16 protein-coding genes are annotated in these 24,287 nt (G+C 41.7%); all 16 read right to left on the reverse strand.

What is annotated here, in order from left to right; genetic code table 11:
* Positions 1–133 precede the first annotated feature (133 nt).
* Positions 134–2,617, reverse strand: a complete 2,484-nt coding sequence (locus Q0081_RS18880) for a hypothetical protein (protein WP_298356838.1) — start codon at positions 2,615–2,617, stop codon at positions 134–136.
* A gap of 22 nt (positions 2,618–2,639) precedes the next feature.
* Positions 2,640–4,571: an FAD-dependent oxidoreductase gene (locus tag Q0081_RS18885; protein WP_298356841.1), complete on the reverse strand. Its 1,932-nt coding sequence runs from the start codon at positions 4,569–4,571 to the stop codon at positions 2,640–2,642.
* A gap of 44 nt (positions 4,572–4,615) precedes the next feature.
* Complete coding sequence (locus tag Q0081_RS18890) at positions 4,616–6,325, reverse strand: RagB/SusD family nutrient uptake outer membrane protein (RefSeq protein WP_298356844.1); 1,710 nt, start codon at positions 6,323–6,325, stop codon at positions 4,616–4,618.
* Between the two features lie 19 nt (positions 6,326–6,344).
* Complete coding sequence (locus Q0081_RS18895; RefSeq protein WP_298356847.1) at positions 6,345–9,755, reverse strand: SusC/RagA family TonB-linked outer membrane protein; 3,411 nt, start codon at positions 9,753–9,755, stop codon at positions 6,345–6,347.
* Between the two features lie 233 nt (positions 9,756–9,988).
* A complete protein-coding gene (locus Q0081_RS18900; protein ID WP_298356851.1) occupies positions 9,989–11,041 on the reverse strand; it encodes a FecR family protein in 1,053 nt (350 codons plus the stop codon).
* Positions 11,042–11,047: 6 nt separating this feature from the next.
* Complete coding sequence (locus Q0081_RS18905; protein ID WP_298356854.1) at positions 11,048–11,641, reverse strand: RNA polymerase sigma factor; 594 nt, start codon at positions 11,639–11,641, stop codon at positions 11,048–11,050.
* 492 nt (positions 11,642–12,133) lie between these two features.
* Positions 12,134–12,844 carry a sugar phosphate isomerase/epimerase gene (locus tag Q0081_RS18915; RefSeq protein ID WP_310586509.1) on the reverse strand — a complete coding sequence of 237 codons (711 nt, stop codon included), beginning with the start codon at positions 12,842–12,844 and terminating at the stop codon, positions 12,134–12,136.
* A gap of 322 nt (positions 12,845–13,166) precedes the next feature.
* Positions 13,167–13,706 (reverse strand): RNA polymerase sigma factor, encoded by a 540-nt coding sequence (locus Q0081_RS18920; protein ID WP_298356857.1) that lies wholly within the window; start codon positions 13,704–13,706, stop codon positions 13,167–13,169.
* A 165-nt stretch (positions 13,707–13,871) separates the two neighbouring features.
* Complete coding sequence (locus tag Q0081_RS18925; protein WP_298356860.1) at positions 13,872–15,023, reverse strand: sialidase family protein; 1,152 nt, start codon at positions 15,021–15,023, stop codon at positions 13,872–13,874.
* 56 nt (positions 15,024–15,079) lie between these two features.
* Positions 15,080–16,735, reverse strand: coding sequence for a RagB/SusD family nutrient uptake outer membrane protein (locus Q0081_RS18930; RefSeq protein WP_298356863.1), 1,656 nt, complete (start codon positions 16,733–16,735; stop codon positions 15,080–15,082).
* A gap of 52 nt (positions 16,736–16,787) precedes the next feature.
* Positions 16,788–20,129: a TonB-dependent receptor gene (locus tag Q0081_RS18935; protein ID WP_298356866.1), complete on the reverse strand. Its 3,342-nt coding sequence runs from the start codon at positions 20,127–20,129 to the stop codon at positions 16,788–16,790.
* A gap of 116 nt (positions 20,130–20,245) precedes the next feature.
* Positions 20,246–21,247: a FecR family protein gene (locus Q0081_RS18940; RefSeq protein WP_298356868.1), complete on the reverse strand. Its 1,002-nt coding sequence runs from the start codon at positions 21,245–21,247 to the stop codon at positions 20,246–20,248.
* Positions 21,248–21,268: 21 nt separating this feature from the next.
* Positions 21,269–21,829 carry an RNA polymerase sigma factor gene (locus tag Q0081_RS18945; RefSeq protein WP_298356871.1) on the reverse strand — a complete coding sequence of 187 codons (561 nt, stop codon included), beginning with the start codon at positions 21,827–21,829 and terminating at the stop codon, positions 21,269–21,271.
* Positions 21,830–22,163: 334 nt separating this feature from the next.
* Positions 22,164–22,529: a carbonic anhydrase family protein gene (locus Q0081_RS18950; protein WP_298356876.1), complete on the reverse strand. Its 366-nt coding sequence runs from the start codon at positions 22,527–22,529 to the stop codon at positions 22,164–22,166.
* Positions 22,530–22,544: 15 nt separating this feature from the next.
* On the reverse strand, positions 22,545–23,105 hold the full coding sequence (locus tag Q0081_RS18955) for a DUF3841 domain-containing protein (protein WP_298356881.1): 561 nt from the start codon (positions 23,103–23,105) through the stop codon (positions 22,545–22,547).
* Between the two features lie 210 nt (positions 23,106–23,315).
* Positions 23,316–24,035, reverse strand: a complete 720-nt coding sequence (locus Q0081_RS18960; RefSeq protein ID WP_298356885.1) for a glycosyl hydrolase — start codon at positions 24,033–24,035, stop codon at positions 23,316–23,318.
* Positions 24,036–24,287: the final 252 nt, after the last annotated feature.

The raw sequence follows: 24,287 nt of genomic DNA on the forward strand, positions 1-24,287 counted from the left end.
AAAACAGACCTACAAAATGCTGCTAAAGTTAGAGCCACCAATGGGCTGATGGTTCATATCTTTGGAGCATTAGTCACAGCCCTATTTCACTATATTTTCTAACCCAAGATTCGCATTTATTCTAATCGTTCTTCTACTTATACGTCAGCCACGCAGTAGCTTCGCAGTCTTTGTCGGCTGCAAAACGAATCCAACGGGCTTGGAAAGTATCGGGAAAGGTGAACGTAAATGTTTCGCCTGGCTTCACTGTCACTTCTTTATAAGTCATCCACGGACCGTGACCAATTGGCTCTGCCTGAATGGTAAATGTAATCGCCTGTTTCGCGTTGTGAGAAAGTTGAAGGCTTTTTTTGTCATAAAAACCAATCAAATACGAGTCTGAGGGAGTACCGGCTTTCACTTGGCTGTTTTTCCACGGGCCGCCTTGGCCCGTAGGTTTGCCCAATTTCCAAAGGTCGTCAATCGTTCCTGCCCAGACTTTAGCTTTACCATCGCTGGAAGCAATGATGTGTTCGTTGGCGACTGATTGATTGTCAAGACCTGTCATTACCAATAAGCCACGGTAAGAGGCATAGTCATGCACGCTAAGTGAGTGGGAGGCAACGGGTCTGATTTTGGCAAACCCGTCGGCATTTTCGGCGGGCAATTCGTAGAACGTTCCGTGGGCGTTCAACAGATCTCGTTCGGTGGCTACTTCTCGACAAACTCGGAGGGAGGCACTATTGGTTTTGTCGGTAAATGCGTCATTGCCTTTGGGTAATCTCCATCTTCTGCCATTGTCATCAACGATCAGTACGGAGGCTTCATCGATCGAAAGTACCTCTTTAGGGATGGCAAATTTCTCGCGGATGAATTGGGCGGTTTTGGGGTCTGTTTTTTGAACCAAATGCATGGCACTGTCGAGTTCATAGTAGCCGTTTTCGGTAAATTTTTCGTTGGCGAATTGTCCTGCCAATATTCCCAACGTGCGACGATTGTTTCCCAGACCATATAAAAGCCCGCCTGAGTAGTTAGAGGCATTGATGTTGGTCAAACCGCTGAAAATTTTGTCGGGGGCAGTGCGGAAACGAGACGCATCGCTGTAATTGAAGCTGAGGGTAGCGGTGGTAGCCTGGTTGCTCTTGACCCGAATCCATTCACCCGTTTCAGTGGCCGTAAATGTTACAGAAACCGACTGACTGGCACCTGCTTCCACTGAGCGCAACGGTTTCCAATTGCCTTTTCCATCGGTGTCTGTTTCAAAACTGAACGTAACAGATTGACTTCCATCGTTTTGGATCCACGCCATGCGGTTTTTCCAACCCGCAAAAAGGAAGGGCTCAGAAACGGCGTTGGCTTCGATTTTTTCACCTAACCAAACGGAGCCTTCGGCGGTATTGGGTCCCAACTCGTCAGGTGTATTGATGGACGTAAACCAAAGGTTGGAGTTGGATTGGCCCGGGCCTTCGATATTTCCCTTGGTTTTACGTTTGTTCAAAAACTCTTTTTGTGCCGAATCGTCGCAACCGAATACCAACCCATTTTGCCAACGGGTATAGTCGCCGATGACTTTCAAATAAGCCGAGCGCGGACGAATACCAGCGGTGTTTTTGGATGTAAAGGTTTTGGGAAAACGCCAAAACATTCCGTGCATGGTCATCAAATAATCGGGCTGACTGTCAGTACCAATATCGCGGATACGCGGCCATTCGGTGTTCCAACCGTGGGCTCCGTCGTAACTGTGGCTGGCTTTGGGCAATCTAAAAAAAGACCATTTACCGCCGTCACGAACGCCCAATAAAACCGATTTATGGTCCCAACCCGTCGCCCAAATCGGGTCGGTTTCGGGGTTTTTGTTGCCGTAAATTCCGCCAGGTCCCGTTACTTCCACAAACTGATTACGACGAACTACCTTCCAGTCTTTGCCGTTCCATTCGGCCAAAACACCTGATTGAATGTCGAATTGTTTCAGTGCTTGCGGGCCTGATTCGCCGTTGTTGGAATACACCATTACGCCCTGTCCAGAATAAACACCCTTGCCGTGTGCCCCGGGAAGCAATAGCCCATTGTGGTTGTTGGAAGTATCTTCTCCTTTCTTTTCTTTGACGTTGCCGTCTTGGTACAGCAATTTGGTTTTCAAAGTAGTTACGTCCATTTCGTAAAAACCTTCTTCCATAGTAGCAATCAGGATTTTACTTTGTGGGTCGGTCAGTCCACGCGCCAATCCTGTATAGCGGCCTGGTGCTTGCGTATAAGGAATAGTTCGCACGCCCCCCTGTGCATTGATGGCATACGGCCCGATAAACAGTTGATTGCTTTCTTGATGAATCATTCGGTTGGCAGGAGTTCCGCCTATGCTTTCGGGCCGAATGGTTCGCTGCAAACTGGGGGTGATTTCGTACAACTTATCTGAAGAACCAAAGGGTAAATGTGGCCCATAAGTGATTACCCACAAACGGTCGGCCCAAGGCACCACCGCCCCTGTACCACATTCGCCTTCGTTGTTGTAATAAGCCAAATGAGGATAAATACCGCTGAATTGGGGATAGGTGGACTTGGGCTGCGCTTGGGAAGTACAGTAAAACACGAAACTTGCTGCAGCTCCTGCTAATAGAGAATTGAAGTTGGATTTTAACATTTTAATTGAGTTGAATATCAGTTTAAACTCTTTCACTACCTGGGTTCCGCATTAGACTATGCAGTTCACCCAAGTAATCGGTATAGACGCCCCTGGGGTTAGTGGATTTTTTAATGCAAATAGATGCCGCTTTCCCAACAATTTCACCCATCATTCCGCAAGTTCTCATCACTCTGACTGGCCCAAGTCCTGTTTTTGATACACTAATACACCTACCTGCCATGAAAAGGTTTTTAATATTTCGACTATAAAGTGTACGATAAGGAGCCCAATACACACCACCATATTGATACTCAGCTCCACGTGTGTAATCCGAGACAAATTCATTGTCCTCAAAACCATTTTGAAATTCCTTTTTAGGTGTATGTAGATCCACATGCCACGAACAAGGAAATGCAGTGTCTTCAAATTTTCGCTGAGTTTTAAAATCCTCCGCATCTAATATCACATCACCCATTAGCCTACGAGATTCTCTCTTTCCTGCAATAAACGCTGACCAGCCCAACTTGTGCTTGGCATACATTTTATCTACATTTTTGAGTATATCCCAGGCCCCATACATCGCTCTAAAATTATGGTCACGTATCAGTTCAATTTGGTTTACTTGGTCTTTATTAAATCCACTTTCCCAATACCACATATTGGCAAAAGATTGAAGACCTTCTTTTCCAAACGTTTTCACACCTTTTCGACCTGGAAATGGCTTGTCAGATAAATCCAAGGCCCACGGGCAACGGGGAAACGGCTGGTCAAAATCACCAACTTCACATTTCAGAGCCAAAGCACTCTTGTCTTTGCACTCACAGGCCAACACATCTTCCTTATTAGTGGTATCCAGCACATTAAAAAGGTTAGAGCTTCCCATCAAATTTTCAGCTTTATACTCAAAATCAGCACCTGCTTTAAAACCTATGGTGGCATCTCCTGTGCAATCGGCAAACAATTTTCCTTTTAACTCAAATTGTCGAGAATCACGCGTACTTTGAATTATCAAAGAGGTGATAATATCGCCTTCTGTTTGTACTTTGACAACCCTATGATTCAGCAAAAGGGTAATATTCGGCTCAGATTTGACAACTTCTAATTTTCGAGCATCATCGTAATATTTTGCTGCAACACCATTCAGAACTTCATTTGGAGCCTTCACTATGGGAGGTAGAATTTCATTTACAATATCGCCAACGTGAGGAAACAAATCCTTGTTTGTATGACCTTCTGGCCATACTCGCACTTCCGAACTGCCATTTCCTCCCAATACAGGTCTATCTTGCACAAGCGCTACTTTGATGCCATTTCGGGCAGCAGAAATGGCAGCACAAGTACCCGCTAAACCTCCACCCGAAACAATGAGGTCAAATTCACCGCCATTCTCAGGTTTTTCGGGCAGCCCAAGTAGTTTACGACGAAATTTAGTTAGTGCTTCTACGTCGTTGCTGGGTTTAAAATTTGTGTCTTTACAAAATAAAATAGCTTCACAACGACCCTCAAAGCCCGTTAAATCATGTAAGGCTAAGGAGGTTTTCTTCCCTACTTTCACAACTCCTCCGTCATGCCAATGCCAAGTAGCGCTTTTAGTTCCAAAGGTTTCTGGGATTGCTTTTCCGTTTAACAACAATTGAAATTTGCCTGGAGCACCTGGCGCATTCCACGGAGCTACCCAATCCTTTGTACGAACCCACACACGGTATGAACCCGCTGTAGGAAATTCAATTTCAGTAGTGGCATCTTGAACGGGGATTCCTAAACCATGTGCCAATAGATAAGGAGAGCCCATTTGCTCCATAGATTGCTGGTCTAATTCCCATCCTCCATGATTGGCAAATTGTTCGGCTTCTACAAATACAAATTCTTGTGCAGTCTTTTTTGGATTACCCTGACCAAACAAAGGTAATTTCCCAGCCAATAAAGCAAGGCTCGTATTCCCGAGGATTCCAATAAATTGTTTCCGTTTCATATCGCTAAAAAGTTGATTATTCTGAACTGGTATTACTAAAAGACCTAATACCCTTCATTCTGCTTCATATTTGGATTAATCTGTATTTCTGCGGTTGGGATAGGCCATAGATATTGACGATTGTTCCAAGCGGTTGGTACTAAGTTTCTGATAAGTCCAGTTTTTTCCATATCACTAAAATTAGGAATTCCGTCTTCGTCAATTGTGGGCGTACCCGCAAAAAACCACAGGTTTTTGTCCACTATTTTGGCTTTCAAATCCACGGGGTCGAGCATTCCATAGATAGGCCTTGTGAGTACTTTTTCGGCCAAACGCCACCGCACAATGTCCATGTATCTCAATCCTTCTGAGGCCAGCTCCATCCGTCGTTCCATTCGGAGTTGTTTACGAAGCTCCGCCTGATTAGTGCCCGTGATGGCAGGGTAGGTTGTAGCAGTTAAAGCTACTTTATAAGCTCTCGCTCTTACCGAATTTATGGCATCTAAAACCGACTTATCAATTTCGTTTAACTCAATTTTGGCTTCGGCATACATCAAAAGAACATCAGCATATCTGATAATAACTTGCTCTGGTTCAATCAATCGGCCATTGAGCAACCACGAGTCGTCAATTCCTTTTTTCCAAACCAAGCCATTGAATGAGGCAAATTGAGCGTTGGCTCGGTTATCGTTGTTGGTTACCCTGGTATTGTTACTGATGCGTGTTACTTGCAGTGCAGTAGGGTTGGGATCATAGATAAAGCCTAAATGAGGTTGTCCAAACTCAACAATCGAAGCCGTACATCTGGGGTCTCTGTTTTTGAATGGATTGCGGGGGTCATAAAGGGGTGATTTGTCAATGGTTTTTCCGTCGGTACAGAGGTAAGCACAAAACAAATCCCAAGTAGGATTGGCTGCGGCAAAACCGCCCGAGTTTCTGGTTATTTTATCCGAAGTTGGCCCAAGTGTTACTTTCAATTCCAACGAACGAGGAATAGAAAAAATCACTTCTCTCGAATTTTTGGTACTTTGCAAAAATAGGTTGGCATAATCAGCATGGAGCACATATTGGTTCAAGTCTATACAAGCTTTCGCCGCCTCGGCTGCTACTTTAAAATCTTTTTCGTACAAGGCGTGACGGGCTTTTAAAGCCATTGCAACTCCTTTGGTTACCCTTTTTACTGCCGAAACTGCATAAGAAGTAGGCAAGGCTTTGATGGCAAAATCAAAGTCTTCGTAAATTTTCGCCGTTACTGCTTTTTTATCAGTTCTTCCTTTGGTGTAGGCATCTTCAATACTGATTACATCGTCGCTATAAACCACATCGCCAAATTTATTGACCAATTTGGAATATTGTGCTGCCCGATGAAAACGAGCTTCTGCCAAATAAACATCCAACTTGGCCTGCGATACTTTACTTTTGGTTTCGGCACTATTCAGAGCGGCAATAGAGCGATTGGCTCTGGCAATTGCTTTGTACGAATTGCGCCACAGAGTCGTAGAAAAGCCTGATTGGCTGGTTACTGTTCCTGCTTTAATTTCCGAAAGTGCTTGGCGATAAAACCCGTCGTCCGATAGGAAATTATTGTTAGTACCGTCTTCGTCCCACTGCCACCAATCAATGCGGTAAAGGTCATTGAGTGCCAATTGAATTTCGGTTTCATTAGAGTACCATTTTTCGGCAGATGGCTCAGCCAAAGGGTATAAATCAAGGGAGTTTTGGCAGGAAGCTAATAAAATTAACCCAAGTACTGCACTATATATTTTTGCTCTCATTGCATTTAGATTTAAAGATTTAAAAACTAATATTAAAACCACCCATAATGGTTGATACCGTTCCAATGCCTTCTGGATCCCAACCTTTTAGGTATTTGTTTAAACTCAAAATGTCGGTGGCATTCATATAAAACCGAATGTTATTTGACATAATTTTTTTGGAGATTTTGGCAGGAACAGTGTAGCCCAAAGTGACGTTTTTCAATCGAAAATACCCCCCGTTGAATAACCAAAAATCAGACAAAGTTCTATTCAACCCTTTATTGGTTTCGGTGAATCTTGGATACTTGGCCGCCAAGTTTTGCGCTGCAGTATTGTTGACGCTCCAAGAATTGCCGCCATCAAGATAGACAGGAAACACGCCCCAGTTTTCGGCATTATAGTCGGTAAAAGAAAGATTAGAGACCGCCTGACAACCAATGCCTTGAAAGGTGATGCCCAAGTCAAATCCTCGGTAATCAAGCTTAATATTGCCGCCATACATCCATTGTGGTTGCGAACCACCCAACAACACTCTATCGTATTCGGGCGATATTTTGCCATCAGGAACGCCGTTGGGGCCACTGATGTCGGTATATTTCAAATCTCCCACTTTTACGTTGGTACTCAACTTTGGAGAATTATTGACATCTTCTTGGGTTTGGTAGATGCCTTCTGAACGATATCCGTACCATTCGTCAAATTCACTTCCTAATTTCCTGATTCTATCACCCACAAATTCGGTTCCACCCAAATCTCCCATCGTTGATTTGAATTGTGAAAGATTGGCCGATACAGAATACCTTAATTTACCGATGTTATCCGTCCAGCCGAGGTCTAAATCCAGTCCTTTGGTAGTCATCACTCCCGTATTCTGGTTTGGATTCTCAAATCCTACAAAAATGGGAATTTGTAAAGCCAAGAGCATATCATTGGTTTCTTTATAGTAGCCATCTACCGTTAGTCGCAAGCGATTCTTTAAGAAATAAGCATCAAATCCAACATCTGTCGAGACGGTTTTTTCCCAAGAAATATCTTTGATGGCGTATTGAACTTGGGCGGCAGTTTGTTGAGCTGTAACCAAGTTGTTTTGAAAGAATAAGGCATTACTAAAACTCATAATACCAACAGATGGGTAATTGCCGATTCGTTCATTACCCAAAGACCCCCAGGAAGCACGCAGTTTAAGAAACGAAACCAAGGCTTGATTTTTCATAAAGGGTTCTTCGCTCACTACCCAACCTGCTGATATAGAAGGAAATACTCCCCAACGATAATCAGCATTGAAACGTGAAGAACCATCACGGCGAACATTGGCTTGGAGCAAATATTTGTCTTTGTAGCTATACGTGATACGTCCAAAATAAGAACGATAGGCCGTTTCAAAGGCAGTTCCGAAGTTATCTCTAAATGCCGCAGGCCCTTGGTTAAGGTAAGGATAGGTATCAAAAAGGTACTGGTCACGGGATGCACCCATAGACTCTGACTTGGCATAAAAATTTTCGTAGCCAACCAAGAAAGTAAAATCGTGGTTGCCAATGGTTTTGATGTAATTACCTAAAAGTTGTGTAGTTAAGTTAATACTCGTAGAACGATTTTCGTCCAAGCGAGTCGTAAGCCCACCACTTATCAACGTGGCCACAAACTGATTGGGGTCGTTGGAGGCAAAAGCATCTACTTTTTGATTAAATCTTTTTTGGTAATTAAAATCAAAGATAGGAGCAAGAATAGCCGATAATTTTAGGCCCTCAATAGGTTTGATGTCTAACCCAATTCTACCCCCTATTTGATTGAAATTATTTTTGTCTGTACCCCCGTATTTCACTTTGGCATAAACGTTTTCTCCCGCTTTCCCATCTGCGATTCTCCCGTCAGCCCAAAGTGCAGGATAAATCGGTGATGAAATTCGTACCCTTCCAAGCGGGTCGTTAGCGGTAGGGTCGGTTGTATTGGTTCTTTTAAAGTTAAAATCAACCGTTCCACCAATGTATTTATTGATAGTAAAATCATTGTTTGAACGCACAAAAATCCGCCCATAGTCTTTGTTGTCGTAAAAACCCCCAATTTTTTCGTACCGTACTGAAGCGTTTGATTTTACGAATTTGGAGCCGCCAATAATGCTCACGCTGTGAGCTTCACGTGGGGCTCTTTGTTTAAGGGTCAAAGCCATCCAGTCGGTATCTGGGTATTTGTCGGGGTCGGTTAGGTGTTTTTGGTTGTAATCGGTTACTAAATCTTGGCTGAATGTCGGAAATTTGTTCGCACCATTACCAGCATCATTCCAGCGAAGTTCATTTACAAGTTCCATGTATCTTAGCGAACGCATATAATCGGGCAACTGCGTGGGGGTATCGAAGCCATTTTCGTAGCTGTATTGAATAGATGCCTGATCGTTTTTTGCTCTTTTGGTTGTAATCAAAATAACCCCAGAAGCAGCCCGCGAACCATAAATTGAAGCCGAAGCTGCGTCTTTTAAAACCGTAAGTGATTCAATATCATTTGGGTTTACTTGGTTGACATCGGCCACAGGTACGCCGTCAACAATAACTAAGGGATTGGAATTTCCAATCGTAGTAATTCCTCGAATCCTGATGGTAGCACCGCCCATTGAGCCATTGGCCCCATTACGAGTAACCAAAACCCCCGACATTGCCCCTTGTAAAGCTTGTGATACTTGTGTTTCTTTTCTCTCCTTAAACATTTCACCATTGATAGTTGAGATAGCCCCTGTCAGGTCTTTTTTTCTCTGAACACCGTAGCCTACTACTACTACTTCCTCCAACGCTTTGGTGTCGAGTTTTAAGGAAACATTCAGGGTAGTTTGGGTACCGATTTTGATTTCCTGAGAAAGATAACCGACAAACGAAAATACTAGAACGGCGTCACCATTAGGAACATCAAGTTTATATTTTCCACCAGCATCAGTTGTGGTACCGCGTTGCGTACCTTTCACCAAAATACTCACGCCCGGTAAGCCTGCTCCGTTGTCGTCAATGACGGTGCCTGTGACGGTTTGGTCCACTAATTTAGCCATGTGTTCGGTAGCTGGCGTTTCTTCCAATAGAGCCGCTTTATCGGCCTTAGCGGGTAGAGCCTGTGGGGTCAATACAATTTGCCGTCCTATCACTTCGTATTTGAGTTGTAGCGGTTTGGTGAGTTTTTCTAAAACTTCGTTGAGTGGCTCTTGCTCGGCAAAGAGCGTAATTTTCTGCTTGGTGGGCACTTCTTTGGGGCGGAAGGCAAAGCGTACATTGGCCTGCTTTTCAATACTTTTCAGCACATTAGACAGGCTTTGGTTTTCTACCCGCACGCTGATTTGTTGGTTGAGCAAAGCTTGGGCGTTGGCATCAAAAGCCAACGAAATACTTGTGAACGTCATCGCCAGCAATATTTGTAAAAGCGACAGTTTCATGAGGTGAACAGATGTTTGGAGAAATAGATTTTCTTTCATTAGATTTGAAAGTTTTTGTGAATAATTAGGAACAAAAGCGCCCCTCAACTCTTAGAATAGACTTGCTTAAACCGCAAAAATTGAGGGATAATCGGCCCCAGTAATGCTCGTAACATTGCTGGGGTTTTTGGGGAGTTTAATCAGAAATTTTTCTTCATAGGCAAACGGGGTTTAGATGCCCGTGCGGGCGGCTCCCTCCTTCATCGGCAAGACAAAAGAGAGTATTAAGTTTTTTAACAACCATTACTGCTGATAATTATTTGAGTCTCAATGATTTCGTATTTGGCACCAAGTACTTTACAAATTACCTCCAATTTTTGAAAAAGGTCTTCGTCGTCGAGGCTGATGGTAATGGTGCAGTTTTGGAAAGTGGCCTCATCATAAATCACTTTTACCCCGTAGGCTTTTTCCAATGACTCAAAAACCGCTACTGCTGAGGCATCTTCATACACAAACTTTTGTACCTCTTGTTTGGGCAACACAATGGTTGGCTTTTCTACAAGTGTTTTGTTGAGGGCTGCGTTTTCGCGCTGAAAAACCGCTTTTTGATTTGGCAATAGCACCATTGCCGCCTTTTGGGAGGCGTCGGCTTTTTGGGCGTAAACCGACACTACGCCCGTTTTTACGTCCACGGTCACGGTGGCAGCATCGGCTTGGGCTTTTATTCTAAAACTCGTCCCTAATACCTTCGTAACCAAGCCATTGGCATACACGATAAAAGGTTTTTTAGGATTTTTGGCTACTTCAAAAAATGCTTCTCCTGTCAACTGAACTTCGCGGACTGTACCGCTAAAATCTTTTTGGTAGCGCAGTTTTCCATTTTTTTCGAGCCAGACTTGACTGCCGTCGGCCAACTGAAGATGCATTTGCTGACGGGCATCGTTCACGGCTTCTACCCATTCGGTGGCAAGGTGGGTGTTTTCTGCCACAGGATTCAGCTCTTCGAAATAGATTGTTGCAGCCCAACCCACCACCAACAGCAGTGTCACCGAAGCAGCTATTTTCCACGTTTGTAGTGGATACCACCAGCCTTTTTTGGGGGCATTGATCGTGGTTTCAATTTTATCCCACAATTTTTCGGCACGTTGGGTTTGCGCAGGATCTTGCTGGATTTGTTGTAGCCCTGCCACCAGTATCCGTGCCTCCTGCACTTGGTAGTAGCGTTCGGGATAGTCTTTCAAAAAAGCTTGCCAAAAAGTATCAGTGTCGGGCGTGGGGGCACATACCCACGCTTTGAAGGCATCATCAGCTGCCAGGTCTTCGGCATTGAATTGATAGTAATTCATTTTAATTTATATTAAAAAAGTGGGGATGTAGCAACACCAAAACACAGATAAGATACGCACTGCCTCACGGAGCGTTTTGAGGGCAGCATAAATAAACCGACAGGCCGATTGGTAGTTTACGCCCATGATTTGAGCTACTTCCTCATTGCTAAAATGCTGATAAAAGCGCAGGTTGATGGCTTCTTGTTGGCGTGGAGTAAGTAGCTCAAAACTTTTACGTAACTGACTAAATACCTGCTGTTCGCCTTCTTGTTCAATGAGTTGGTGTTCAATCTGGAAGTCGTCGGTGGGGTGCAGAAGTCCCGAGAAGTCGGAGGATTCAAAACGGTCCTCACGGACACGGGCGTGGTTAATTTTGTTGCGTAACGACTTGAACAAGTAAAACTTCACTGAGTCTGTATCGCTCAGGTTAGCGCGACTTTGCCAAAGTTCGATGAACAAATCATGTACGCAGTCTTCGATGAGCAGATCGTCGTGTGTTGCACGTCGCCCATAGGTGAGTAAATCCTTAGCATATAGACCGTACAACTGCCTAAATGCCTCCTTGTCGCCTTTACGAAAGGCGTTCCAAAGCACCAAATGAGCAGTATTGTTTAGCATCAGGATTCAAAAGCAGCGGAAAATAGCTTGAAATGTCGTAAAATAATGACGTTAAAAAGAAGCTGCTCTCTATCTAATGAAAGAATCTATCTGTTTTAATCCTATTTTTTCTAAAAATATTTTTGTTGTTCTTAAATTTCTCATCATGTAACAATACTCGATGTATTTTGCCGCTTGAAACAACGGCAATCCCGACGTAGTGAGAACATGCCCTCCGCGGGCGGGTTTGAATGAGCCTGAAGAACGCACTTTATTGAGGATGGAGCCAGGTAAGCTATAATTCGGCCACGCAGGCACGGGATATTGCGCGGTTAGATGAAAAATATGCAGTCACCAAAGCATGCCCCGTAGATATGTTTCCTCATACGCATCACGTGTAGAACGTGGTGATTTTGGAGAAGCGGTAGCCCTTTTTTTGGTGTAACAAAGCAAATCCCCGAATGAAACACTCGGGGATAAAAACTTAAACCCATTTTGAAAAAGTATAAGAATTTATAGCCCTTTCAAGTACCCTAAACTCAGCGGTACTTGCTCAGCCGCTTTGGGGTTTTCGTCTTCAATATAAAAATACTTGATTTTGGTTTTTTTAGCCGCTTTCAAAATTTGAGGCAAATTGAGCTGACCAGTACCGAGCGTAATGTCGTTTTCAGGAGGAGTCTTACCCGTTAGGTCGTGGGCTACGCCTTTTTTGAGGTCTTTTACGTGCATTAACCTGAATCGGTCAGGATACTTTTTAAGCAGTTTGGCGGGGTCTTGGCCTGGGTGAAAAACCCACAAAATATCAATTTCAAAGGAAACGTAGTCGGGGTTGGTATTTTGAACGATGTAGTCAAAATACGTACCATTTCCCAAAGTGGCAAATTCAAAGCCGTGGTTGTGATAGCAAAACGTAAGGCCGCTTTCTTTCAGTTTTTGCCCAAATTTATTGAAATCATCCACCGTTTTTTTGGCCATTTCAGCATCGAATGGCGGCGTATGAGGAATCCAAGCCACCCGCACAAACTCAGCCCCCAGCGTTTTGGCTTCTTGAATCACAGCTTCTGGTTTGGTGAGCAGGGCATCGTAACTGACTCCGTAACTGGTACAAATCATGCCACGGGCGTCTAAAAGCGAGCGCAATTCGACCGCTGTTTTGCCAAACAAATTAGAAAACTCCATATTGGTAAAGCCCATTGCTTTGATGTTATCTAAGGTACGAGGCATGTCTTTGGGTCGTACTGCGGTCAGTCGTACAGTTTTGGGTGTAGGCAATGCTGAAAAAGCAAAGAAGAAGTGTGGAAAATTTCATAATGAAAGGACAAATAAAAAAACAACTTTGACTAACTATAAAAGTGTGTCAAGGTTGTTTTGTACTACTTGAAAAAAGCATTTTGCTCTTTTATATGCTTCGACTATTTGCTGCAAATTGCGTTTTTGAAACCGCCACCATCAGTTACTTTTCGAGTTAATTGTAGCTCATTTTTTGGATGCTATTCTTACACAGCTAATAGGCTAAAAAACAAACGTTGCTTGGAAATAGTGACTATTAATTTAGAACACTCAAATCTACCTTTTCTCGTAAAAATTGCTTTGCTTTTACTAATTGATTTTTGACGGTATTTTTTGAAATTCGCATCAATTCTGCAATTTCCTCATAGGACTTACCTTCCTCTACCTTAAGCATCAGAATAATTTTCCGCTTTTTTGGTAATGAATCAATGGCCGTACGAAGATGCATAATTTTTGCATCTTCAGTTTCAATTTCGTCGCGCCAGTATTCCATTCGTTCCAAGTACTGCTGCTGAATAAAGTAACTTTTTTCCATTTTTTTTAAATGGTCGAAGACCAAATTTCGCAAACAGGTAAAAAGGTAGGCGTTGAAGTTCAAGCCTGGGTTGATTTGATTGCGTTTGTCCCAAATTTTTATCAATACATCATGAATCATGTCTTCGGCTTCTTCTTCATCTTTAATGAACGAAACGCAAAACTTGATAGCAGGTGTTTTATAGTGATTATACAGCTCCGCAAAGGCTATCTGATCACCTTGAATCACTTTTCGCAGGATATTATCGCTGATACGGGCCATGATACAGTTTTGGAAAAAGGTAAAACTGGGTGTAACATTCTGTTAAATTTCACACATCTTGCTCTTGTGAAGATGAGCAAAACCAGCTGGTTTACTAAAAATATTGATTTGCCAATAGCCTTCCCTTAACAGAGTATTATCACGGTAAGCTACTGCGGTAAATCCTTATTTACCAAAAAGAATTCGGAACTTTCCAAAACATATTTTTTGACGTCCTTTCTCTTTACTTCCGCTATCCCAGACAGCACGAAAATCATTAGGTGAAATTTCAATAAGGGAGGGGTAGGAGTTGTGAATATTAGCATCAAAAAATGTGCGCTCATTACTCCATTGCCCATCAAGTGACTTTACTTTGTACCGTAAGGCCATTCGACTCCAAGCGGGGCCATCGTTGTAGATATAATAAAATAAACCATCAGACGACCTCCCAAAACCTGCTTCAGATACGGAATTGTACAGTTCAGGTTCCTCTTTAGGAATACTCCAATTACGTCCATTATCAACACTTAATGTCGACCATGCTCGCGGGGGGGTTAATGCTTTATTAGTATTGTCTGCAGTACGCATAACCATTATAAGTTCTCCATCCTGCTTTCCTAAAGCGATATGCCCTTCATGTACCCAAACCTTTTCTGGATTAGGAACATAACCAGCTACATCCCAGTCTAACAAGCTTTTACTGCGTAGTACAAAATGTACTCTTGCACCACCTACTGGGCCATTATCTAACGAATTTCGATGAGCGGGGAGTAAATAAACGGGTTCGCCATTTTCAACAATCCGCTGGATATTTCCAGTCAGAACTAAGGAACCCGTATAATGCATAGTTAATTCTACCTGATTCCATGATCTGCCGCCATCACCACTATAAGCCCCTACTAAAAAAGATTCCTCACTATTGGGCTGGCTTAATGGATTTCTCATGGCAAAGCACCATAAAATATTTTGTCCAGGAGGCTTAAATAAAATAGGGTTTGCGTAAGCATATTGTTGCATCCCATATTTTTCTCGGTGATTAAAGATATAAACAGGATTTCCCCAAGTATCGCCGTCATTAGTAGAGACAATAGAAATAATATCAGCCATATCTAACTTTCCTGGGATACCTGCCTCATAAGCAATAACAAGATGTTTGGGTTTCCATTCAGCAATGTGGGGTATTGCCAAAGTTGAAGCATCAGGATGTTGTTCAACAGAACGAACCACTCTCACGTCGGTAACGTCTCCATTAAAATCTAATTGTTTCTGTTGGCAAAAAACAGATAACGACAAAAAAGTAAAGAATATAAATGCAAAGAGTTTATTTGAAAAAGACATGAATTTATTGTTTAGTTATCTTCAATTTTTAACTTCCAACCAGACTAAGTAATGAACTAATAGCCAGGATTTTGCTCTAATTTGGCACTAAAATTGGCATCAATATCAATTTGAGGTATTGGCCAAAACTCATGAAAGCTTTGAATAGTAGTCCTTGTAGATTCGTAATCTGTATATTTTCTGGTTCGTTCAACAAGCCTACCAACTCTTGTTAAAGTACGGCGACGAGGCTCCTCAATAATAAGTTCACGAGCTCTTTCATCCAGTATATAATCTAAATTAACCTCCCCAGCTAAAATAGGTTTTGCTTTTGCACGTGTTCTAACAGCATTAATATCATCCGCAGCTTTCTGTAACTCTCCTTTTCTCCAATAGGCTTCTGCTCTAAGTAAATAAGTCTCTGCCAGGCGAAAAACCATAATATCATTGGCGGTAACTCCATTTGGGACACTCGTTGTGGCCAATTTTTTTCCTTCAATTTTCCGAATTGCAGGATAAATATTTTGCATTGTATCGACTACAGTAGGTTTGGGGATAATTCTTTGTCCAAAATATGCGGAACTTGGGTTATTGTAGTAAAATGTTCTTTTAATGTTATGTGGAGAATTTCGAATATCATTAGACCAATTATCTTTCCACAAATCATACAAAAACCAGGTTGTAGGTCTGGACCAAGATACACCACGGCTTAAACTATCTGCCAGTACCATCCCTGTCTTTCCATTTGGATCTGATAGCTGGATATAGAAAGGACCCCAAATACGCCAGAGGTAGTTTCCTACACCCAAACCGCCAGGAGTCTGGTCTTCAAATTGCCAAACATAAATTGATTCTTGATTTCCAGAACTGCGGTTTTGGTTACCGGTTTTGAATAAATCCGAAAATACATCACCAGGTAAATTCTTTTCTGATCCAAATCGCTCCGTCATTAATCTATAAAGTCCAGAGTTTATTACTTTAGAAGCACTTTCTATTCCTTTATCGTATTCGCCTAAACTGATATATACTTCACTAAGTAAATGATCTGCAGCGGCTTTGACAATACGACCTTCATTGTTTTTTGTTACTGTCACGGGTAACCATTTGGATGCAAATTCAAGATCTTTTCTGGCCGATTCATAGACTTCTTTACGGGTATTTCGAACAAAATCAGTTTTTGGGGTAGTATAAAGTGTTTCAACAATAGGTACTCCGCCATATAAATTTGCCAGTAGATTATGAGTATAGGCTCTGAAAAAACGTGCTTCTGCAACAATAGCATTTTTTTCCGCTTCATTCGCCCAAATAGATTGAAGATTAGGTTTTTCAGCGTATGTAATTACTGTATTAGCACGAATCAGCATAATTTGATAAGCCCACTGCCAATAATTACTTACCATAGATCGAGTTGGCGTCAAATAAGTGCCATAATTTCGAAAGTTTATTTCAAAAGAACTACCTGTAACAGCTACATCGGTACCATTCCAAAAATTCATTACCCAATTTGTGTTATTCATCCGTGCATGTTCCTGCCTGGCGGCTTCATGCAAAGATGTAATATAGTTTTCAAAACCAGATTTTGAACTTAACAAAATATCTGTACTTACAACTGCCAATGGTTTCTCATTAAGAAAATCATCTTGGCAAGAGCATAAAGAAAAAAAGCAAATAATCAATGGGAGCCGATTAAATAATCTCCACAGAGGCTGATAATAACTAATTAATAATTTCATTGTATTGTAAGTTTAGAAATTGTAACGGTTGTACTATTTATTTAGAAGTACCTTAAAAACTCAAATTAGCTCCAACAGTAATCATTCGAGCAATTGGATAACTGCTCTGTTGAAGACCTAACTCGATTTTACTTCCAATTTCGGGATCAGCGCCTGGCCATTTAGTAAACGTAAACAAGTTTTTGCCGCTTATAAATATCCTAAAATGTGATATTTTAGCACGTTCAACTATACTTTTTGGGATTTCGTATGTCATAGAAATGTCTTGTAGTCTTACAAAGTTTCTACTAATGTAATAGCCGTGACCATAAGGGTTATCATATGCGAGAGAAGGGCGAACATTTGATTTGTTCTCAGCTGTCCACCACTCAGTATCAAGCATGTTCAAAGCTCTTAAAGGACCATTATTAAAGGAAATCATGTGATTGAAAGAAGAAATCCATCCCTGCATGGCATTTACAAAAACCGACAATGAAAGATTACCGTACTTAATAGTATTAGTAATACCCCAACGATAATTAGGCTGACCTGTTTGGCCAATTACAGTACGGTCATTGGAAGCATCTATTTTGCCATCTCCATTTAAGTCTTTAAGCCGTACATAACCTGGTTTAAAGCCTGTAGGTAATTGATCTCCTTCCTGATAGACTCCGTCAAAAACGTAGTCGTAGGCTATACTTATTGGCTGTCCAATAACCCACCGATTTCCCAAATCATTATCTTCAATGCCATCACCATTGGTATCGGAACGATACAAGTGTACAATCTTGTTTTTATTATTTGAAAAAGCTAAACTACTGTTCCATTCAAATTTACCTTGTTGATAGTTGATGGTATTGAGAGTAATTTCAATTCCTTTATTATTTGTTGCACCTAAATTAGTCAATATAGAGGGATAACCAGATATATTTGGTAAAGAACGTGAAACCAATAAATCCTTCGTGTCCATATTATATAATTCAACTGTTCCCCCTAAACGACCTTTAAATAGTTCAAAATCAAGAGCTGCATTAGCCGTATATGTTGTCTCCCATTTCAAGTCTGGGTTCGCCATATTCAAAGAGAATGAGCCTAAAGAGGAGACGCCTCCATCACCGAAAACATAACGTGTAGTTCCTTCCAAAGCTAAGGACTGATAAGGATTGATAGCTTGGTTGCCAACAGCTCCGTAAGAAACCCTGAGTTTTAGATTATTTATAGACGGTATTCCTTTTAAGAAGGGCTCATCGGATACCACCCAAGCAAATGCAGCAGAAGGAAATGTAGCATATTTATTGTTAGCAGCAAATACTGAACTTCCGTCTCGACGGGCAGTGATTGTTAAAAGGTATCTGTTTTTTAAGCGATAATTTAAACGCAACATAGATGATATACCATCAGAAGCAATCGCATTGGATGAATTTGTAAGAATTTGTCCAATTGAAAGATTATTCCAACCAATAGCCCCTGTTGAAAGCTGTTGAGAGATTGCCGTTGTAGATTCCCACCCAAAATGATTACGTCCATACAATAAAGTGGCATCAAAAGCATGGTTATTATTAATTTGCCGCTTATATGTAACTATATTTTCGAGTACCCAATCAAAGTCTTGTCGGTTAAATTTGCTTGCACTGGTATTATTTGTAGCTGGTAGACGAGTATCTTGACGTACAAAGTTATAATTACTCTCCCACCTATAATTTGGTGAGTAATTAAATCTATAACTTAATCCTTCTACAAATGGTACATCTACTTTTACATAGAAATTAGCAAACAAGTTATTAGAAATTTCCTCGTTTTTAGTAAGCAATGCATCTCGCATTGTATTTGTATGCACAGCATCACCATCTACATAATTAAAAGTAGGTTCTCCATCTTCATAAAACCACGTCCCAAATGGAGATGCAGAATAAGCAGTAGAAGGGTCAGCATTTAAACCCGAAAGGTCTCTGCGAGTATATATAGTATTTAAGCCAATTGTGAGTGTATTTGTAACCTTATTTTCTACATTCGCTCTGAGTGAAATTCGTTTTTGATTATCATTAAATATTACGCCTCTTTCATCTGCAAAAGACGCAGAAAGATAATAGTTGGTAAAGTTTGTTCGTCCTGATAAACTAAGGTCATAAGAGCTTATTTTACCTTGTTGAGAAATCGCATCCCACGGGTCTGTGATTGTACCTGATTCATAATTTGGAACTTCTGCTGTTCTCAAATATTTAGTAATATCTGACGGATTAGCCACTAAACCATTCTGCTTTCTAGCATCAAGCGTTTTCTGTATATATCGTTCAGAACTTAGTAATTTAGGCTTATAACTCCAATCAGACATGCCATAAAATGTATTGATTTGAATGGTTGGTTTCTCAGTAGACCCTTTTTTAGATGTAATCAAAATTACACCGTTTGCGGCTCGTGAACCATAAATGGCAGCGGCGCTGGCATCCTTCAATACTTCCATAGATTCGATATCGTTAGGGTTAATGTCTGCTAAACTACCATTGAAAAAAATACCGTCAACTACAATTAAGGGGTTATTCCCCCCACTTAAAGAGCGGGGCCCACGAATAAGAATTGAGCCATTTTGACCAGGCCGTCCATTATCAGTAAATTGGACTCCAGCTACTCGCCCCCTTAAAGCTTGGCCGACGTTTGTATTGGGGCTGTTCTCAGTTTCCTTCATATTTACTTTAGAAACAGAACCCGTTACATTTCGCTTTGACTGAGTCCCATATCCAATCACTACTACTTCATCAAGTCCTTTGGTGTCTATTTTAAGACTGACATTCACCTGTGTACGATTCCCCACCACCACTCCTTGAGACAAATACCCCACATACGAAAAAACCAAGATTGCCTTTCCATCAGGTACGTCAACCTTATACTTGCCATCAGCATCAGTAGTTGTGCCGCGTACAGTGCCCTTAACTAAAATACTCACGCCTGGTAAGCCTGAACCACTTTCGTCGGTGACAGTTCCTGTGACGGTTTGCTCGTTTCTTTCGAGTGATGGAACCCCCACTTTTTCTAGGTTTGGGACTACTTCCCGCTCCGGTTTACTTTTTTTTAGCAAAATTCTATTCTCAATGACTTCGTATTCAATGGAGATAGGTTTCAATATTTCGTCCAAAACCGTAGATAATCGGCGATTACTTCCGTTCAAGGATACGCGTTGATTGGATTTAATTTTGGTACTGTACACGAACTTGATATCGGCCTGTTTCTCTATCTGGCTCAGAATATCTTTTAATTCGAGCCGCTCGCCCACAACCGATATGGTACGATTGAGTATTTCTTGTGCGTGAGTGTCATGGGCCCATGCCATGCTGCCGCACAGTGCGACTAAGAGCATTTGGGCAAGTGTGATTTTCATAGTTTTCCACAAAGTTTTGGAAATCAGTAAGCGTTTTTTCATAAATTTACTTGTTTTTTAATTGAGAAAAATTGAGAAACAGGGCCCTCCCACAGATTGGCGTTTGTAGAGGGCATCACTTTAGGGCCGAAAATGTTCACAGCATTTTCGGCTTTTTCTTAGCAACCGTCGCCGTAAATAAAGACCACCGTGCCGCGTTTTTCGTACGTAGCGTCGATGGATTTACAGATGAGTTCGAGTTGGGTAAACATTGAAAGGCCGTTTAAATCAGCCGTGATGTGGCAATCTTTGGCGTTGGGATTGGCAATCACAAATTCAATTCCGTACAACTTTGAAAGCCCCTCCAAGACCTGTTCGAGAGAAGCTTCTTTGAAGACCAATTGCGGTGGAATTGCCTCATTGGCCGCGATGGGAATAGGTTTTTCAACTATCCCGGGAACCATGTTTTTGGAAACAACATCAAACACAACGCGCTGATTAGGCGTAAGAATGACCCCGTTTCGTTCGGATTTTTGGTTTGATTTTTCGGCATAAACCGATACCTTTCCGGTTGTTACGGCTACTTCAATGGTGTTGGCTTTTTCGTGATGTTTAATGCGAAAACTCGTGCCCAACACTTCTGTTGTTAGGTCGCCCGTATGCACTAGAAAGGGTTTGGTTACGTTTCTTTTCACTTTAAAAAATGCTTCTCCTTTTAGATATACTTCGCGTTTGGCCGTATTGAAGGTTTTATCATACAAAATGCTGCTGTTTTGTTTGAGCACTATCACGGTTCCGTCTTCGAGCTTGACTTCCTGTTCGAGTTGAGTCGTGTTTTTGACTTCAATACCCACTTGTTCCCGGTTCGTCAGTGCTGAAAGTTGTTTGCTTTCCGAAGAAGGATTGATTTTAAAAAACCATACAAAACCCATTGCCAAACAAGCCGCTATGCCCGAAAACCAAGCCAAACGAGTTATCATCATTGTGGATGTGGGACGAATCTGTTTATACAGGTTTCGCCACATCCGTTTTTCCATTCCGTTTTTTTGGGTAGGAGAGAGGTTGGTCGTGAGTTGTTTCGGTTGGGCATTGTACCACTCCATCAACTGATTTTCTTCCTCCTCAGTCGTCTTGCCTTCCAGGTAGCGTTTCGACAAATCATTGAATTCCTGTTGTGTCATATCGTGGGTGTGTTTATAGTCTTAGTTGTTGGATTGATACGATTTGAGGTTCTCTTTCAGGAATTTCAATGACTTGGTGATGTGATATTCCACCGCTTTTTCGCTGAGGTCGAGGCCAAGGGCGATTTCCCGAACCGATTGATTTTCAAAACGGCTGCGTTTGAAAACTTCCGCACTTTTTTCGGGCAAACGGCTAAGGACTTTGTCGACTGCCTCCGACAGTTCGGTAAAGTTGACGATTTCGTCGGTGGCGTAGTGTTGATGTATTTCCTGAAAAATGAGGTATTCCTGGTATTTACGGTAGCTGATCTTTGACTTGATGTAGTCGTACACTTGATTTTTGATGGCAATGGTGAGGTACAAATCCAGATGTCGGATGACAACTTCTGAACGCCGATTCCATACCGTTAAAAATACTTCCTGCACCAATTCCTCGGCTTCTTCCCTAACGCCCGTTTGGTGATACGCCATTCCAAAAAGCTTATACCAATACCGGCGGTAGATTTCTTCAAAGGCGGAGATTTTGCCTTCCTGAAGAAATTCCACTAAATGCGCATCGTCAAGCTGCTTTACATTCATCATTTAGCCTATTTGCCTGTACAGTAGAACAACTCAGTAAAATCCCTAAATAGTTTTGAAAAATATTTGAATAATTTTATTTTGAAGAGCTTGATGCGTAGTTTTAGGAATAAAAAAAGGTGGTCTGTTGTCAGGCCACCTTTTGATTGATACTAACTATGTTGCCAAACCGCAGGCTGCTTAGAAACGGTCAAGATGTATCACCTTGTTCCGCACTGTTGCAAAGTCTGTTTTTAGTACGGCATCTTCCTTCGAAAGATCCAGCACAATGAGGGGTTGTCCACTCTTTTCACCTTGCTGTTGATTGGTTTCCAAAACCGAAAAAGCCGAACTAAGATTAAAGCGATTCAAAAACAATGCGACTGCCCATGGCCTGAACGGGTCGGGCATTATGGCTATAGGCTTTTACAAATGCAGCTAATTGGGCGGAGGAGATTTTGAGTTTTTCTTTAAAAACAATCCAATTCAACCCTTGCGAGCAAGGAGGGGTTGTCAGCGAACCGGTATAATTGTAGTATTTTTTCAAGTCTGGAAACAGTTGAATAGGGTCGATGGTTGCGGCTGTACTTACTTCTGTTTCTTTTACAGTTGGAAAACTTTTCAGGTATTGGGCAATGGCGCTGTTGTCTTTTCCGCCCTCTTCCATTGGATTAAGGTCAGAAAAAGGCGAAATGGCAATAAGAAGAAGCGAGCTGCAATGCACACGGGCAGGACATTTTTATACTTTTTCTTCCCGGTCAAAAGTAGAGTCATTTGGTTTCAAATTCAATTCTCTTATATCTTTCACCCATTCCAGCTTCAAATAGGGCAACGTGGCCTGAATGTCGTCATACTTTCTGAGTTTTTTCCTGCTTGTTTCAAATAATAGCGTCTCGGTTTTCCTGTCAATGTCAGGATCTTCTTTTTTGGGAATAAAATTATCGTGCAGCATCACATTCCACCAACCATAACTGCATAACAACGCCAATTCAGCGGGACACTCAAATTCAATCGTTTGTATTCCACTTTCTATGGCTACATCACTCAATAAGCATCTTGCATCTATTAACCTGGGGGCATGTTCATATTTCTTACAGGAATGCCATGCCCAGATGGGTGCATTCGTACAATTGATTCCCCTCATTGACATTTGGTTAGCCATCCATCTATACGCCTTCGTGAAGGAACCTTCTTCCCAATAATCCTCCCATTTTGCTTCAAGAATGCCTGTATTTTTGAGCTCTTCCACTACTTTTATTCCCTGAAATGTCCAAAGCTTATATTTCTTGTCTGTTTTCATCTTGCACTGATGTTGTCTGTATTCTCAATCATTTCGGACCAATTTCTGTGATTTATGCAACAAAACTCCATAGATCTGGACTTGTTGGAAGGCAATCAGGAAAATGGTTTGGTATTTACCGTGTTACAAACATGCTATTTATTTTTCGTTCGCAGTTTCTTTTCGGAAGACGCCGGACAACCGGAGACATCAATCAGATAAATTTGTTTTTTATTCGTTTTTTAATGCTGAAACCACAAATAGTGAGGTAACAGGACTTAGTTTTAAAGGAAAACGAGTGTAGACTTGCCCGTCCTTTTTTGAATAGGCTACTTCTTTAATTGAGGTTGTTTCTCCATTTGCAGGATTCCATAATTCAGGTATGATTTTCCCTCGAACTTCAGCAAATGTCTCAATGGCATCGTCGGATGAATTTGCGAAATAGTATATATCTTTCTTGTCTTTTTGTTTATGCAGGTATGAAAACATTCCGCCCCCACTCAATGGTGAAGGGTTGTTTTCAAAACTGACATCGGCATCTATGTTTAGTTTTTCAAGGGTTTCATTAAGTAAATCACCACTGGGTTTACGAATAAAGATTGTTTTGCCATTCATTTTGTTGGACTTTACGGGCGAAACACCATCAGGCATTGGTTTCGCGGCATCTATCCCAAACATCTCTTTGATGATAGCTTGCACTTTTCGGTCATTTGTCAGAGCTGTTTTGTCATTTCCGGTTAATTCTGCGGCTTTGGAAGGCAATAGAGACGTGGCAATTACGATACCTCCTTTATCGTAATATGTCTTGATTTTTTGTAACGCTTTAAGTGAAATTACCGTTTGACCCGGCAAAATAAGAACTTTGTAACTCTGGCTATTCACCTTATTATTCAGCTCAAGTTTTGAACCGTTTAGTTTTATTTTGTCGCTCAATAAAAAATCGGGGTGCATAAAAGTAAGGCAGTGCGCGCAAAGTAATGCTATAACAAAAAAATAGACAACGGGGGCAAATGCCTAACATTGGAGTGACTAAACTCAAAGATTATGTACCTATTTTGCCCAAGTTGTCACAGCACAAAGATAAAAAAGAATGGCCCTACTCACTACGGTAATCGCAGCGGCGAACCCTCAGAACCATCAGTGTAAATGCTGTGGTCGGCAGTTTGTGATCAACAACGGCCACACGGAGTCGGCATGGACAAG

Origin of the sequence: Runella sp., assembly GCF_027484545.1 — a bacterium.
In the GTDB taxonomy this organism is placed as follows: Bacteria; Bacteroidota; Bacteroidia; order Cytophagales; family Spirosomataceae; genus Runella.